Here is a 14268-nt window from a genome sequence, read left to right on the forward strand (position 1 = left end):
GGTTTCGTTCGTGGTCTGGGTCACGGTTGTCGGTTACTCATAAGTGTGGGCCGAGTTGCCGGGGCCCGGCCCCCGGCAAAGCATGGGGCAGGTGAGTTATCTGCGCCTTCCGCACCTCAGCGGCGACCACCTGTGCTTCGTGGCCGAGGACGACCTCTGGCTCGCCGACCTCGACGGCCCCGGCCGCGCCTGGCGGCTCACCGTCGACCGCACCAAGACCGGCCACCCGCGCTTCTCGCCCGACGGCCGCCACATCGCGTACACCAGCTGGCGCAGCCTGGTGCCGGAGGTCCACCTCGTGCCGGTGGACGGCGGCCCCGGACGGCAGCTCACCCACTGGGGCGGCATGGACACCCGGGTGTGCGGCTGGTCGCCTCCCGACCCCGACGGCACCACCGCCGTCCTCGCCGTCGCCTCGCACGGCGAGCCCTTCTCCCACCTCACCTGGGCCTACAAGATCACCCCCGACGGCGACCCCGGCCGCAAGCTGCCCTGGGGCCCGGTCACCGACATCCAGGCCGCCGACCTCGACGGGGAACGCAGGACCCTCCTCCTCACCGGCACCCCGCCGCACGAACCGGCCTCCTGGAAGCGCTACCGGGGCGGCGCCACGGGCCGGCTCTGGCTGCACGGGCAGCGGCTCCTGCCCGACCTCGGGGGGCATCTGCACTCCCCCGTGTTCGTCGGCGGCCGGATCGCGTTCCTCTCCGACCACGAGGGCGTCGGCAACCTCTACTCCTGCGCCCCCGACGGCTCGGACCTGCGCCGTCACACCGACCACGACGCCTTCTACGCCCGGCACGCGGCGAGCGACGGCACCCGCGTGGTGTACCAGTGCGCGGGCGACCTGTGGATCGTGGACGACCTGTCGCCGGGCTCCGGGCCGCGCCGGCTCGACGTCAGGCTGAGCGGCCCGCGCGCGGGACGGCGTACGTACCAGGTGCCCGCCGCCCAGCACGTGGGCGGCGTCTCCGTCGACGAGACGGGCCGGGCGAGCGCCGTCGTCGTACGCGGCAGCCTGTACTGGCTCACCCACCGCGACGGCCCGGCCCGCACCCTCGCCGACACGCCGGGGGTACGGGTGCGGCTGCCGGCGATGCTCGGGGCCGGCGGGCGGATCGCCTACGTGACGGACGCGGAGGGGGAGGACACGGTCGAGATCGCCCACCTGCCGCGGGCGACCGGGGGCCGCGCGCCCCGGCGGCCGGACTGCGGGAGGCTGGGCCGGGTCCTGGAGCTGGTGTCGGACCCGGCGGGCGAGCGGCTCGCCATCGCCTCGCACGACGGCCGGCTGCTGCTGCTCGACGTCTCCCAGGAGACGGATGCCGCCGAGGCGGTGGAGGGAGCGGACGCCGAGCCCCCCGCCGACGACGCCGGTGACGGCTCCGGCGGTGGCGGCTCCGGCGGTGGTGCCACCGAGCTGATCCGGTCCGTCAACGGTCCGGTGAGCGACCTCGCCTTCTCCCCGGACGGGGCCTGGCTCACCTGGTCGCACCCGGGCATCGGGCGCTCGCTGCGGCAGATCAAGATGGCCCGCATCGACGGGAAGAACGGGCAGGAGGGGCCGCTCGTCGTCGACGTCACCGACGGACGCTTCGAGGACGAGAACCCGGTCTTCACGCGGGACGGCCGCTACCTCGCCTTCCTGTCCTGGCGCGGCTTCGACCCGGTGTACGACGTGCACACCGGGGACCTGTCCTTCCCGCTGGGCTGCCGCCCGTACCTGGTGCCGCTGTCCTCCGCGACCCCCTCCCCCTTCGCGCTGAACCCGGAGGGCCGCCCCGCCGCCGGGGGCCTGGACCCGCTGGAGGACGAGTCCGGCGAGGGCGGCACGGTGACCGTCGAGGTCGAGGGGCTGGAGTCCCGGGTGACCCCGTTCCCGGTCACCGCGTCGAAGTACTCGGCGCTGTGCCCGGTCGCGGGCGGCGGCCTGGTCTGGTTGCGCTGGCCGATCTCCGGCGCGCTCGGGGAGACCTTCGCCAACCCGGCGGACCCGAGCGAGCGGCCCACCCTGGAGCACTTCGACCTGGCCAAGGCGAAGAAGTCCGAACTCGTGGACCACCTGGACTGGTTCCGGGTCAGCGGCGACGGCACCCGCCTGGTCCTGCTCGACGAGGGCGACCTGCGCGCCGTACCGGCCACCGAGGCGGGCGACGGCGACTCGACCACCTGGATCGACCTGCGCCGCATCCTGCACGAGGTCGACCCGGCCGCCGAGTGGCGCCAGGCGTACGAAGAGGCGGGCCGGCTGATCCGCGCCCACTTCTGGGACCCCGGCATGTGCGGCATCGACTGGGACGCGGTGCTGGACCAGTACCGGCCACTGCTCGAACGGGTCGCCTCCCCGGACGAGTTCGCCGATCTGCTCCGCGAGGTGCTCGGCGAACTGGGCACCTCGCACGCCTACGTCGTCGCCGCCCGGCGCAACGAGGGCCCGGCGCACTACCAGCGCTGGCAGGGGCTGCTCGGCGCCAACTTCGCGTGCCGGGACGGCCACTGGGTGGTCAAGCGCATCCTGCCCGGCGACTCCTCCGACTCCAGGGCCCGCTCGCCGCTGGCCGGCACGGGCATCCGCGAGGGGGCCGTGCTGACCCATGTCGACGGACGCCCGGTGCATCCGGTGACCGGTCCGTACCCGCTGCTGGCGGGCGCGGGCGGTACGACGGTGGAGCTGACCTTCACACCGGGCGAGGGCGGCACAGGACCGGCCCGCCGGGTCGCCGTCGTGCCCCTCGTCGACGAACGGCCGCTGCGCTACCAGGACTGGGTGGCCAAACGCCGCGCGGTGGTACGGGAGTTGAGCGACGGAAGGTGCGGTTACCTGCACATTCCCGACATGGGCGGCTCCGGCTGGGCGCAGTTCAACCGGGACCTGCGCATGGAGGTGTCCATGCCCGCGCTCATCGTGGACGTGCGCGGCAACGCGGGCGGGCACATCAGCGAGCTGGTCATCGAGAAACTGACCCGCACCATCCTGGGCTGGGACCTGACACGCGACGCGCAGCCGGTGTCCTACACCTCCAACGCCCCGCGCGGGCCCGTCGTGGCGGTCGCGGACGAGGCGACGTCCTCCGACGGCGACATGATCACGGCCGCGTTCAAGCTGCTGCGGCTCGGCCCGGTGGTCGGGCAGCGCACCTGGGGCGGCGTGGTCGGCATGACCGGCCGGCACCGCCTCGGCGACGGCACGGTGATCACGGTGCCGATGAACGCGGCCTGGTTCGACGCGTACGGCTGGTCCGTGGAGAACCACGGCGTCGCCCCCGACGTCGAGGCGTTGCGCACCCCGCTGGACTGGGCCGAGGGCCGCTATCCGGTGCTGGACGAGGCGGTCCGGCTGGCGTTGCGACTCCTGGAGACCAACCCGCCCGCCACGCCGCCCGGTTACGACGACGTACCGGACCGCTCGCGTCCACCGCTGCCGCCCCGGGCATGAGCATCTGCCCCCGGGCGCGAGGATCCACCGCCCCGGGCACGCGGAAGGGCGCCCCCCGTGACGAACGGAGGGCGCCCCTTCGGCTCAGCGGTGGCGCGTCAGGCGTCGTAGCTCTCCTCGAAGCGCTCGTCCGCGTCGCGGCGGCGCGAGGACGGGTCCCGCTCGTCCGCGCCCGGGCGACGCGAGGGGTTCATCTCGTCCTCGTCGCGACGGCGGTCGCGGTTCTGGAACTGCTCCTTGGCCTGGTCGGCCCGCTGCTTGCCCTGCTGCTGCATGCGCTCGGCCTTGTCCTGGAACTGATCCTTCATACCCATGTGGGTTCACTCCTGTGATGTTCGGGCCCGGCCGGATCGGCCTGGCTCGATCAGATTCACATGGGCCGTGACCGTGCGCATGTCGATCACTTACGGTCGGTAACCGTGCTGGTCGGGCGCTGTTCGTCGGCCGCTCCGCCCGCGCCGACCAGCCCGGTGCGCACGCCGTTCAGCCGCTCCCCGAAGCGCCGCATCTCGCGCTGTCCGACGGTGCCGATGAGGGCCGGCAGGTAACCGCGCACGCCCTGCATGCCGCGCAGCCACCACTGACCGTAGACGTGCGCGGAGCGGCGCTCGATGCCCTCCACGAGCCGGTCCACCGCCGGACCCAGCGGGTAGGTCTTGTTCGACGGCCAGGGCAGCCGCTGCCGCAGCTCGCGCATCACGTCGTCCTGGTCGGCGCCGCGCACCATGTCCGTGTCGGTCCAGGACAGATAGCCGACGCCGACCTTCACGCCCCGGTGCCCGACCTCCCCGCGCAGACTGTGCGCGTACGCCTCCACACCGGACTTGGAGGCGCAGTAGGCCGACATCATCGGCGCGGGCGTGATGGCGGCGAGGGACGCGATCTGGAGCAGGTAGCCGCGGCTCTCCAGCAGGGCGGGCAGGAAGGCGCGGGCCGTCACCGCCGACCCGATCAGGTTGACCTCGATCACCCGGCGCCAGGACTCCGGGTCGGACTCGACGAAGGGACCGCCGGTGGCGACACCCGCGTTGGCGACGACGATGTCGACCCTGCCGAACCGCTCCTTGACCTCCGCCGCCACCCGGGCCATCGCCTCGTGGTCGGTGACGTCGGCGTGCCAGTGCTCGCTGTCGCCGTGCAGGCGTGCGGAGACCTGCTTGAGCGCGTCCGGCTCCAGGCCGACCAGCGCCACCCTCACCCCGCGCGCGGACAGCTTGCGGGCCAGCAACTCCCCTACGCCGCGCGCGGCTCCGGTGACGACGGCGACCCGCCCTTCCAGGCTCACCCCGCCGCTGCCCCTTCCGATGTCCCTGCCGCTTCCGTTGCTGCTTCTCCTGCTCATGCGCTCTCCTCGGCGGGTGCGTCACGCTCGGTGCGTGCGGCGGACATGTGGGGGGCGGCGAGGGCCCGTATCTTCCCGGTGACCAGGTCCGGCGCCTCCACCGGCGTCATGTGGCCGAGCCCCGGGAGCTCCGTCAGGCCCACGCAGTGCGGCAGTGCGGCGGCCAGCGAGCGGGCGTGCACGGGCGGGGTCAGCCGGTCGGCGGTGCCGACCACGACCTCGACCGGCATCCGCAACTCCCGTACGCCGTCGTCGAGGTCGAGCAGGTCGAGCACCTGGGACCAGGCGTACCGCACCCGGCGCGGGCACGCGTGCACCACGCGCGCGCAGGCGTCGACCATGTGCGGGTCCGAACCGGGGCCCATCGTCGCGTACTTGAGGATCGCGCGGGCCATCGGCGTGACCGGCCCGAGCGGTGCCCGGGAGCCGAGGATCCGCCGGGTCAGCCAGGTCCGTGCCCGGCCTTCCCCGAGCGGCAGCACGGTCGCGGACGCCACCAGCCGGGAACTGCCCGTGCTGCACAGCAGGACGGCCGCCGCGTGTGCGCGCACCGCGGGCCGGGCCGCGGCGGCCATCACCGTCATCCCGCCCATGGAGTGCCCGGCGATCACGGCCTGTTCGCCCGGCGCGAGCGTGGCCTCCAGGACGGCTTCGAGGTCGTCGGCGAGGGCCTCGGTGCCGCACGCCGGGTCGGCCGGGCTGCGGCCGTGGCCGCGCTGGTCGTAGGCGATGACCCGGTGGTCGGCAGCGAGGGCGCGTGTCTGCGCCGCCCAGAAGGCGGTCGAGCAGGCCCAGCCGTGTACGAGGACGACCGCGGGCGCGTTCTCGGGGCCGTGCACTTCGACGTGTATCCGGGCGCCGCCGGTGGCGGTGGCGGTCAGCTCGCGGGCGGGCACGGGCGGGGCGTAGGGCCCGGCGGCGATGTGCAGGAGGCGGCTCACGCGCTCACCTCGGCGTCCGCATCCGCGTCGGCACCCGTGGCCGCCCCCGGGGCCGCGCCCCCGTCCGTCTCCGCGACGGCCGGGCGCAGCACCTGGTACTCCGCGAGGTCCACGCGCCGGGTCGCGCGCCGGAACTCGGCGGTCGTGCCGGGCCAGACGGTGGTGTTGCGACCGCTGGCGTCCAGGTACCAGCTGGTGCAGCCGCCGGTGTTCCACACGGTGCGCTTCATGCGCTCCTGCACCCGGTGGTTCCAGCTGCGCACGGCGGCGGGTCGGGCGTCGAGAGCGACCCTGCCGCCGAGGACGTCGATCTGCCGCAGGTAGTCGGCCAGGTAGTTCAGCTGCGACTCGATCATGAGGATCATCGACGAGTTGCCGAGGCCGGTGTTGGGCCCGATGATCGTCATGAAGTTGGGGAAGCCGGCCGCCGATCCGCCCCGCAGCGACTCCATCCCGCCCTTCCAGGTCTCGGCGAGGGTCCGCCCGTCCGCCCCCACGACCCGCTCGGCGATGGGCATGTCGGTGACGTGGAAACCGGTGCCGAAGATGATCGCGTCGGCCTCGGCCTCGGTGCCGTCGGAGGCGACGAGGGTCGAGCCGCGCACCGCGCCGAGCCCGCTGGCGACGACGTCCACATTGGGCCGGGCGAGCGCCGGGTAGTACGCGCTGGACAGCAGGATCCGCTTGCAGCCGATGCGGTAGTCGGGGGTGAGCCTGGCGCGCAGGGCCGGGTCCTTGATGGCGGCGGCCATGTTGCGCCTGGCGATCCGCTCGACGAAGCCCAGCTCGTCCGGGTGCTTGGTGAAGGCCTGTACCTGGAGTTCCCGGATGCCCCACAGCAGCCCGCGGCGCAGCTTGGTGGTCACGGGCAGTGCCCGGTGCAGGGCGCGTTCGGCGCCGCTGATCGCCCGGTCCATGCGGGGCATCACCCAGGCCGGGGTGCGCTGGAAGAGGGTGAGGCTGCCCACCTTCGGCTGGATGGCCGGCACGATCTGGATGGCGGAGGCGCCGGTGCCGATCACGGCGACGCGCTTGCCGGTGAGGTCGTAGTCGTGGTCCCAGCGGGCCGAGTGGAAGACCTTGCCGGGGAAGGAGTCCAGGCCCGGGATGTCCGGGACCTTGGGGTCGGACAGCGGTCCGGTGGCGGAGACGACGACGTCGGCGGTCAGCCTGCCGCTCGCGGTCTCGATCTCCCACCGCAGCCGCTCGCCGTCCCACGCCATCCGCCGCACCTCCGAGTCGAAGCGGAGGTGGGGGCGCAGCCCGAAGGTGTCGGCCACGTGCTCCAGGTAGGCCCGGATGTGCTCCTGGCCGGAGAAGGCGCGCGGCCAGTCGGGGTTGGGCGCGAAGGAGAAGGAGTACAGGTGGGACGGCACGTCGCAGGCGCACCCGGGGTAGCTGTTGTCCCGCCAGGTGCCGCCGACGCTGCCGGACCTCTCCAGGACGACGAAGTCGGTGATCCCCTCGCGCCGCAGCCGCACCGCGGCCCCCAGCCCGCCGAAGCCGGAACCGACCACCGCCACCCGTACGTGTTCCTGCACCTGCTCGTGCTCGGCCATCCCGAAGCCTCCACGCGTCGCCTCGAACTCCGCCAGTGAACACTGGCGCAATGGGGAGCGTAGAGCAGGCCCGTACTCATGGGTAGGGGTCGGACGGAGGAAAGTTACCGCCGGTACGACTTAGGGTCGGGGCGTGACCGAGAAGCGTGAATACCGCATGGAGGACCTGGCCCGGCTGGCCGGCATCACGGTGCGCACCCTGCGCTTCTACCGCGAACGCAAACTGGTCCCGCCGCCCCGCCGCGAGGGCCGCATCGCCTGGTACGACGACCACCACCTGGCCCGCCTGCGCACCATCGCGGCACTGCTGGAGCGCGGCCACACCCTGAACGGCATCGCGGAACTCGCCGACGCCTTCGACCACGGCCGCGACGTCGCCGACCTGCTGGGCCTGGGCGCACCCACCGAGGAGACACCGGTCCGCCTCACCCCCGAGGAACTCGCCGCCCGTTTCGAGGGCGAGGTCACCCCGGAGAACCTCGCCGCGGCGATGGACCTCGGCTACCTCGGCACCGACGGCGACGAACTCGTCCACATCAGCCAGCGCCTGCTGGAGGTCTCCTCCGCCCTGGTCCGCGAGGGCATCCCGCTCGGCGAGGTCCTCCAGGCCGGCGCCCGCGTCCGCGAACACGCCGACGCCCTCGCCGACCTCTTCACCGGCCTGATCCTGCGTCACGCCCCCGAGCGGGAACTCCACCGCCTGCGCCCGCTGGCCCGCAGCGTGGTGGAGGCGGAACTGTCACTGGCGATGGACCGACGGATCCGGAAACAGACGGATCCGGAAGCGGCCGGACCAGCGGCCGGACCGGGGAGTCAGCAGCCGTAGACCACAGTGACCGGCGCGTGGTCGGACCACCGCTCGGCATGCGTGGCGGCGCGCTCGACCTGGCCCTTGACCGCCTTGGCGGCCAGCCCAGGAGTGGCCAGGTGGTAGTCGATGCGCCATCCTGAGTCGTTGTCGAAGGCCCGCCCCCGGTACGACCACCACGAGTACGGTCCCTCGACGTCCGGGTGCAGGGCGCGCACGACGTCGACGTAGCCGCCCTCGGCCGGGTCGAGGACCCGGCTCAGCCACTCCCGTTCCTCCGGGAGGAAGCCGGAGTTCTTCTTGTTGGCGCGCCAGTTCTTCAGGTCGGCCTCGCGGTGCGCGATGTTCCAGTCACCGCAGACGACGACCTCGCGCCCGTCGGCGGCGGCACGCTCGCGCAGTTCCTTGAGGTAGCCGAGGAACTCGTCCATGAAGCGGACCTTCTCGTCCTGGCGCTCGGTGCCGACCTCGCCGGAGGGCAGGTAGAGGGAGGCGACCGTCACACCGGGCAGATCCGCCTCGACGTACCGGCCACTGGTGTCGAACTCCGTCGAGCCGAAGCCGACCTGGACGCGGTCGGGCTCGCGGCGACTGTAGAGGGAGACGCCGGCGCGGCCCTTGGCGGCGGCGGGGGCGTGCGTCACGTGCCAGCCGTCGGGCGTACGGACGTGCTCCGGCAGCTGCTGGGGCTCGGCCCGCACCTCCTGGAGGCAGAGCACGTCGGCGGAGGTGTCGGCGAGCCACTCCACGAAGCCCTTCTTCGCGGCGGCGCGCAGACCGTTCACATTTGCGGAGGTCACGGTGAGCACCAGGGCACGATACCTGCCACCGGACCGGGGCCCGCCCTGGCGGAGGCCGGGTCAGGGGGCGGGAGGCGTGTCGCCCTCGTCGCCTGCCGTCAGTCCTGCGGGCAGCTCGGGTACGACGTAGGACCCCTTGCCCGACACCGTGTAGATCAGGCCACGCTCGCGGAGTTCCCTCATGGCTCGGCGCACGGTCATGTGCGCGATGCCGTATTCCTCAGCGAGCCGCAGGGACGCCGGGATCATGCGATCAGGCGCGTACTCACCACTGCGAATCCTGGACTCGATCAGGTCGGCGAGCTGCGCATAGAGCGGGCGGCCGGACTCGGGGTCAAGGGGCATACCTCGAACGTATGTAGACGCACCAGGCTCCGCATCACTAGCTCTAGCTACATCTAGATGCATCAAGCTATGTCACGCTACTCTTGTAGCGACGAAAACCCCCGCGACGCGGCGAACGTCCGGGGGCACGGCCGCCAGCTACACAGGAGCTGACAGCAGTGAGCATTATCCACGCGTTCCTTCTTCGGGCACTGAACCTGCTTCTGCCCGCCACCGGGCAGCGACGGGCGAACGCCCGAACCGTCACCCCGCGCACCGACGACACCCGTACCGCCGCAGCCCGCCTCCCGCTCCCCCGCTCCCCGTACGGCGCGGACACCCCTCTCGACGGTGCGGCGGCAGCCCTCGTACGCCCCTACGCCACCGCCTGCGAGCACACACGCGAACGTGCCCGCCGGCGTCGCCGCCGACTCACTCTGGTCGCCGCCGCCGACTTCGGTCTCGACCTGGACCGGCACGTGATCGGCGCGAAGAGGGCCGCCTGATGCGCACGTCACCCGAGCGCACCGGGCTCGACACCGCACGGTCCACCGAGGCGGGCCCCGCGTGAACGCCGGCACCCCGCCGGAACCGGGCAGGTCCCGCCTGACGATCAGCACCTACCGCGTCACCCCGGAGGGAGGCGAGAGCGGCCGGACCAGGGAACGCACCTACACCGGTGGCGGCGACCCCGACTGGATCCCCGACTCCCTGACATGGCCGCCCTGCCGCTGCCCGCTCTGCCGGAGCCGCGGCAAGCGGTAGCCCCGGTACCGCGCCCGTCGCAGCGGGCGCCGGGCGCGGTACCGGCACACTGGACGATGCCCCGCTCCAGAGAGCGCATCTATTTACGGTAGGAAGCATGAACATACGCCGGGTCCCCTTCGACCACCCCGACGCCGTGAAGCTGAACCACGAGGTCCAGGCCGAGTACGACGCCCGCTACGGCGACGGCGGCGACGCCACGCACCTGGCCCCCTCCGACTTCGCGCCGCCGAACGGCCTGTACCTGATCGCGTACGACGAGAACGACGTCCCGGTCGCCTCCGGCGGCTGGCGCAGCCAGGACACCAACGACGAGGGCAACCTCGACGGGGACGCCGAGCTCAAGCGGATGTTCGTGATCGAGCAGGTGCGCGGCCGCGGGCTGGCCCGCCGCATCCTGGCCGCCCTGGAGGAGGACGCCCGCCTGGCCGGCCGGACCCGGATGGTCCTGGAGACCGGCACCAAGCAGCCGGAGGCCGTGGCCCTGTACACCTCCAGCGGCTACGAGCCGTGCGGGAAGTTCGGCTACTACCGCTTCCACGAGGAGAGCCTCTGCTACGCGAAGGCCCTCCAGGTGCCGTAGGCGTCCGTGGGCCCCCGTAGGCACACATGACGATCCGAGCAGGCACCCGCGGACACGGCTGCGGCTCGGCGGGCGGCGACGGGCCCCGTAGGCGGCGAGACGTCCACGGGGCCCGGTCAACCGTCTGGATCCGGTGACCACTTCCTGGAAGGACGCGTCACCGCTGCTTGGAGGTCCACGGCCACGAACCGAGCGGCCGGGTGTGCGGCCCTGTGAGACCAACGCCCTGGTTCAGGCGAGCAGGCGCGTTGAACGCCCCCCGAAACGACGAAGATCCCGTCCGATCCTGCGATCGGACGGGATCCCGTCATCGTTCCTGAGCTGACTCAAGAACAGTGTGCGTGGACCTGTGGGGATTTGAACCCCAGACCCCCTCGATGCGAACGAGGTGCGCTACCAGACTGCGCCACAGGCCCTTGCAACGAGTGAAACTCTAGCACCCCGACCGGCCTGCTCAAAAATCGCTTCCGGGACCCGCGAGGGGCAGCCGAGGCGGAACGCCCCTGGCGGGGGCCGCCGGGGGCGCCGCGGGCTACTCGTTGGCCGCGCGGGGACGGTCCCCGTCCTCGTACTGGTCGAAGAGCGGTGTCCGGCCGCGCTCCCGGGCCCGACGGGCGGACGCGGCGCGGCGGGCGCCACTACGGGCCGGGGTCTCCGGCCGGTCCTCGGTGTGGGGAGCCGGGCGGTCCGGGCCGGGCTCGGCCGCCGCGGCCTCCTCGTCGGCGACGGCACTGGAGCGTGCCGAACTCCACGCGTCCGGTGCCGCGAGGTCCACGTCGGGCGTGGCGCGGGGGGCGACCGGTGCGGTCACGTAGGTGGGCAGGGGCACCGGCACCGGGTCCCAGCTGTCGCCCTGCGGCCGCCGCTGGCGTTCGCGCTGCTGGTCGACCCACTCGGCGTGGTCGGTCTGCTCCACCAGCGCACGCCGGTCCGCGGCGAGCGCCGACAGGCCGGCGTCCGGTTCCGCGTCGGGCCCGTCGTCCAGCTCCTCGACGTCCGGCTCGCCCATGCTGTCGGTGGGCTCGGCGGGCACGCGCCGGCGCGGCCTGCGGTCGCCGTCGCGCAACCGCTGTGCGGCGATCTCGGCCTGACGCCGGTCCATCTGGAAGGCGAACCGGTGGCGTTCCTGCGAACGCAGATAGGCGATGTAGGCGCTGAGCAGCACCGCGGGCACCCCGGGCGCCCACAGGAAGGCGAGCCCGCCGACCGCCGCGACGACCGAGCCGAGCGTGAAGGCCAGGAACAGCACCACGGTCGTGCGCCGGCGACGCGCGAGCACCTTGGTCCGCCGGGCGCGGGCCGCCGCCGCCGGTGAGACGGGTGCGCGCCGGGCCCGCGGCACGCGGTTGCGCGCCGCCGCACCGGAGTCGGGGGACCGCCCGGAGTCGGCGACCTGCCCGGAGTCGGGAAGCTGCCCGGAGTCGGCGACCTGTCCGGGTCTGGGGCCGTGCGGGCGTCCTTCCGCCTCCTGGCCCGCCGGTTCGGGCCGCTCCGCAGGCTGCTGCGGTGCGGCGGGCCGGGTGTGCCGTCGGGTTCTGGCCACGGCGAAGGCCCGGACGTCCACCGAGTCGGTGACGGCGTCCGGGACGTCGGCGTCGGGCTCCGCCTCCTCGGCGGAGCGCGACCGCAGGTCCTTGGCGTACCGGCGCTCCATGCCCGCCCGTCCGGACAGCAGCCGGATGGCGGTACTGAAGCGTTCCGTCGGACGGGCCTCGTTCAGCTCGTCCTGCCTACGGAGCCACATCGGCACCAAGTAGGCGGCCCAGGCCCCGACGATGACTGCGTAGATGAGGCCGCTGCTGCTCACGCCTCACACGGTAGAGGGGTTTGCGTGGGGCCATCCGCCAATTGAGCCGGTGTGTCGCACGATCTGGCTGATATTTCGAACTTTTTTTGCGACCGATGCGATCAGCCGACTGTCAGGGTGCGAAATTATCCGTTCCAGATGGTCACGGCCCGACCATTTCGAACGTTTATTCAATTTCCGGAGTTGGGGGTACTCCGGTCCCGTGACCGGCGCCAGCGGCGCAGCAGCCCCTCCGGGACCTCTTCCGCGGTGAGCGCGAAGACGAGATGGTCGCGCCAGGCTCCGTCGATGTGGAGATAACGCGGCCGGAGCCCCTCCTCGCGGAATCCGAGTTTTTCCACGACCCGGCGGCTGGGCGCGTTCTCGGGGCGAATGCAGACCTCGACGCGATGCAGACCGACGGTGCGGAAACAGTGGTCCACCACCATCGCCACGGCCGTCGGCATCACCCCGCGGCCCGCCACCGCCTCGTCCACCCAGTAGCCGACGTGCCCGGAGCACATCGAGCCCCAGGTGATGCCGGCCACCGTCAACTGCCCGACCAGCCGCCCCTGGTGCTCGATGACGAACGGCAGCATCCGGCCCGCGTTCGCCTCCGACCTGAGGTGCCGCACCATCTGGCGGTAGGTCGGCCGGTGCGCGAGCGGGCCGCCGGGCGCGGGCGGCGGAATGGTCGCCTCCCACGGTCGCAGCCAGTCGCGGTTGCGCCGGTTGACCTCGCGCCAGGCCCGCTGGTCGCGCAGCTTTATCGGCCTGAGGACGATGTCGCCGTCCACCAGCTCCACGGGCCAGGCCGGGCTGTTCAGCTCGCACCCCCACCGCTGGCGGGCCGGGGGTGGTCACCGCCGCGGAGCTGGTCCACGGCGTGCGTCAGCAGCGGCTCCAGCACGGCGAGGCCGTCCTTCACGCCGCCGGAGGATCCCGGCAGGTTGACGATCAGCGTGCCGCCCGCCACGCCCGCCAGCCCCCGGGAGAGCACCGCGGTCGGCACCTTGTCCCGGCCGTGGGCCCGGACGGCCTCCGCGATGCCCGGAACCTCGTAGTCGATCACCGCCCGTGTCGCCTCGGGGGTGCGGTCGGTGGGCGAGACGCCGGTGCCGCCGGTGGTGACGATCACGTCGTAGCCCGCTTCGGCGCCTGCTCGCAGGGCGGCCTCGACGGGGTCGCCGTCGGGCACGACCAGGGGGCCGTCGACGGCGAAGCCGAAGCGGCGCAGGCCCTCGGCGACCAGGGGGCCGCCCTTGTCCTCGTAGACCCCGGCGGCGGCCCGGTTGGAGGCGGTGACCACCAGGGCGCCGTACGGCGCGAGAAGAGCCTTCCCGTCCGGTGCGTCCGGCGCGTCCGCTGTCACGACCGGCTCCAGTCGCCCGACTTGCCGCCCGTCTTCTCCTCCACACGCACGTCCGTGATGACCGCTCCCTTGTCGACCGCCTTGACCATGTCGATCACGGTGAGCGCGGCGACGGAGACCGCGGTGAGCGCCTCCATCTCGACGCCCGTGCGGTCCGTCGTCCGCACCGTGGCCGTGATCTCCACGGCGTCGTCCGCGACCGACAGGTCCAGTTTCACACCGGAGACCGACAACGGATGGCACAACGGGATCAGATCGGGGGTGCGTTTGGCACCCATGATGCCCGCAATGCGCGCGGTGGCGAGGGCGTCGCCCTTGGGGACCCCCTCGCCGCGCAGCAGCTCGACCACACGGGGGGCGACGAGGACCCGTCCGCTCGCGCGCGCGGTGCGCGCGGTCACGTCCTTGCCGGACACGTCGACCATGCGGGCGGCGCCCGCCTCGTCGATGTGCGTCAGCCGGTCCTGCGGGTCGTGCCCGTCCTGGCCGCTGTGCGGGGATGTCTCCTGCGTACTCATGCTCGTGTGGGCTCCCGGTCCGGGCCCGGCGCGG

Annotated in this window: 15 protein-coding genes and 1 tRNA gene; 5 read left to right on the top strand and 11 right to left on the bottom strand. The window is 72.9% G+C overall.

Translation table 11 applies throughout. From position 1 onward, the window contains the following. The first annotated feature begins 82 nt into the window (after positions 1–82). Positions 83–3436 (top strand): S41 family peptidase, encoded by a 3354-nt coding sequence (locus ACP4IX_RS18285; RefSeq protein WP_426556106.1) that lies wholly within the window; start codon positions 83–85, stop codon positions 3434–3436. A gap of 98 nt (positions 3437–3534) precedes the next feature. Here ACP4IX_RS18285 and ACP4IX_RS18290 read toward each other — a convergent pair whose 3' ends face one another. The 4 genes from ACP4IX_RS18290 to ACP4IX_RS18305 form a co-directional block, all read right to left on the bottom strand. Then, the gene (locus ACP4IX_RS18290) at positions 3535–3750 is read right to left on the bottom strand and encodes a hypothetical protein (protein ID WP_426521166.1); all 216 of its coding nucleotides are present in this window, start codon (positions 3748–3750) and stop codon (positions 3535–3537) included. Between the two features lie 86 nt (positions 3751–3836). Further along, positions 3837–4778: an SDR family oxidoreductase gene (locus ACP4IX_RS18295; protein ID WP_426521164.1), complete on the bottom strand. Its 942-nt coding sequence runs from the start codon at positions 4776–4778 to the stop codon at positions 3837–3839. Then, positions 4775–5719: an alpha/beta fold hydrolase gene (locus ACP4IX_RS18300; RefSeq protein WP_426556107.1), complete on the bottom strand. Its 945-nt coding sequence runs from the start codon at positions 5717–5719 to the stop codon at positions 4775–4777. The genes ACP4IX_RS18295 and ACP4IX_RS18300 overlap by 4 nt, the downstream gene beginning before the upstream one ends. Then, on the bottom strand, positions 5716–7278 hold the full coding sequence (locus ACP4IX_RS18305) for a flavin-containing monooxygenase (protein WP_426556108.1): 1563 nt from the start codon (positions 7276–7278) through the stop codon (positions 5716–5718). Before ACP4IX_RS18305 ends, ACP4IX_RS18300 begins: the two co-directional genes overlap by 4 nt. A gap of 133 nt (positions 7279–7411) precedes the next feature. Between ACP4IX_RS18305 and ACP4IX_RS18310 the strand changes: the two genes are divergently transcribed. Beyond that, the gene (locus ACP4IX_RS18310; RefSeq protein ID WP_426556109.1) at positions 7412–8104 is read left to right on the top strand and encodes a MerR family transcriptional regulator; all 693 of its coding nucleotides are present in this window, start codon (positions 7412–7414) and stop codon (positions 8102–8104) included. On the opposite strand, the gene ACP4IX_RS18315 is transcribed toward ACP4IX_RS18310, so the two are convergent. After that, entirely contained in the window at positions 8092–8895 is an 804-nt protein-coding gene (locus ACP4IX_RS18315; protein WP_426556110.1) for an exodeoxyribonuclease III, read from the bottom strand. The genes ACP4IX_RS18310 and ACP4IX_RS18315 overlap by 13 nt on opposite strands. Before the next feature lie 51 nt (positions 8896–8946). Next, the gene (locus ACP4IX_RS18320; RefSeq protein WP_426556111.1) at positions 8947–9231 is read right to left on the bottom strand and encodes a GntR family transcriptional regulator; all 285 of its coding nucleotides are present in this window, start codon (positions 9229–9231) and stop codon (positions 8947–8949) included. Between the two features lie 158 nt (positions 9232–9389). On the opposite strand from ACP4IX_RS18320, the gene ACP4IX_RS18325 reads away from it, so the two are divergent. The 3 genes from ACP4IX_RS18325 (at position 9390) to ACP4IX_RS18335 (ending at position 10558) form a co-directional block, all read left to right on the top strand. Further along, positions 9390–9716, top strand: coding sequence for a hypothetical protein (locus ACP4IX_RS18325; protein ID WP_426556112.1), 327 nt, complete (start codon positions 9390–9392; stop codon positions 9714–9716). A 61-nt stretch (positions 9717–9777) separates the two neighbouring features. Next, complete coding sequence (locus ACP4IX_RS18330; protein ID WP_426521150.1) at positions 9778–9975, top strand: hypothetical protein; 198 nt, start codon at positions 9778–9780, stop codon at positions 9973–9975. A 97-nt stretch (positions 9976–10072) separates the two neighbouring features. Further along, positions 10073–10558 carry a GNAT family N-acetyltransferase gene (locus ACP4IX_RS18335; protein ID WP_426556113.1) on the top strand — a complete coding sequence of 162 codons (486 nt, stop codon included), beginning with the start codon at positions 10073–10075 and terminating at the stop codon, positions 10556–10558. A gap of 342 nt (positions 10559–10900) precedes the next feature. Here the strand turns inward: ACP4IX_RS18335 and ACP4IX_RS18340 are convergent. The 5 genes from ACP4IX_RS18340 to moaC all read right to left on the bottom strand — a co-directional run bounded on the left by ACP4IX_RS18340 (position 10901) and on the right by moaC (position 14234). After that, a tRNA-Ala gene (locus tag ACP4IX_RS18340) sits at positions 10901–10974 on the bottom strand. Between the two features lie 116 nt (positions 10975–11090). Beyond that, positions 11091–12365 (bottom strand): gephyrin-like molybdotransferase receptor GlpR, encoded by a 1275-nt coding sequence (gene glpR, locus ACP4IX_RS18345; protein ID WP_426521146.1) that lies wholly within the window; start codon positions 12363–12365, stop codon positions 11091–11093. 170 nt (positions 12366–12535) lie between these two features. Next, positions 12536–13141, bottom strand: coding sequence for a GNAT family N-acetyltransferase (locus ACP4IX_RS18350; protein ID WP_426521144.1), 606 nt, complete (start codon positions 13139–13141; stop codon positions 12536–12538). A gap of 26 nt (positions 13142–13167) precedes the next feature. After that, positions 13168–13716 carry a MogA/MoaB family molybdenum cofactor biosynthesis protein gene (locus ACP4IX_RS18355; protein ID WP_426521142.1) on the bottom strand — a complete coding sequence of 183 codons (549 nt, stop codon included), beginning with the start codon at positions 13714–13716 and terminating at the stop codon, positions 13168–13170. Further along, a complete protein-coding gene (gene moaC / locus ACP4IX_RS18360) occupies positions 13713–14234 on the bottom strand; it encodes a cyclic pyranopterin monophosphate synthase MoaC (RefSeq protein WP_426521140.1) in 522 nt (173 codons plus the stop codon). The genes ACP4IX_RS18355 and moaC overlap by 4 nt, the downstream gene beginning before the upstream one ends. Positions 14235–14268 lie beyond the last annotated feature (34 nt).

Origin of the sequence: Streptomyces sp. WG5 (assembly GCF_049974565.1) — a bacterium.
Taxonomy (GTDB): Bacteria; Actinomycetota; Actinomycetes; order Streptomycetales; family Streptomycetaceae; genus Streptomyces.

Bases quoted from the DNA above. Each gene is read 5' to 3' on its own strand.
- ACP4IX_RS18320 (WP_426556111.1), bottom strand. From the start codon at position 9,231: ATGCCCCTTGACCCCGAGTCCGGCCGCCCGCTCTATGCGCAGCTCGCC.
- moaC (WP_426521140.1), bottom strand. From the start codon at position 14,234: ATGAGTACGCAGGAGACATCCCCGCACAGCGGCCAGGACGGGCACGAC.
- ACP4IX_RS18295 (WP_426521164.1), bottom strand. From the start codon at position 4,778: ATGAGCAGGAGAAGCAGCAACGGAAGCGGCAGGGACATCGGAAGGGGC.
- ACP4IX_RS18290 (WP_426521166.1), bottom strand. From the start codon at position 3,750: ATGGGTATGAAGGATCAGTTCCAGGACAAGGCCGAGCGCATGCAGCAG.
- ACP4IX_RS18335 (WP_426556113.1), top strand. From the start codon at position 10,073: ATGAACATACGCCGGGTCCCCTTCGACCACCCCGACGCCGTGAAGCTG.
- ACP4IX_RS18305 (WP_426556108.1), bottom strand. From the start codon at position 7,278: ATGGCCGAGCACGAGCAGGTGCAGGAACACGTACGGGTGGCGGTGGTC.
- ACP4IX_RS18285 (WP_426556106.1), top strand. From the start codon at position 83: ATGGGGCAGGTGAGTTATCTGCGCCTTCCGCACCTCAGCGGCGACCAC.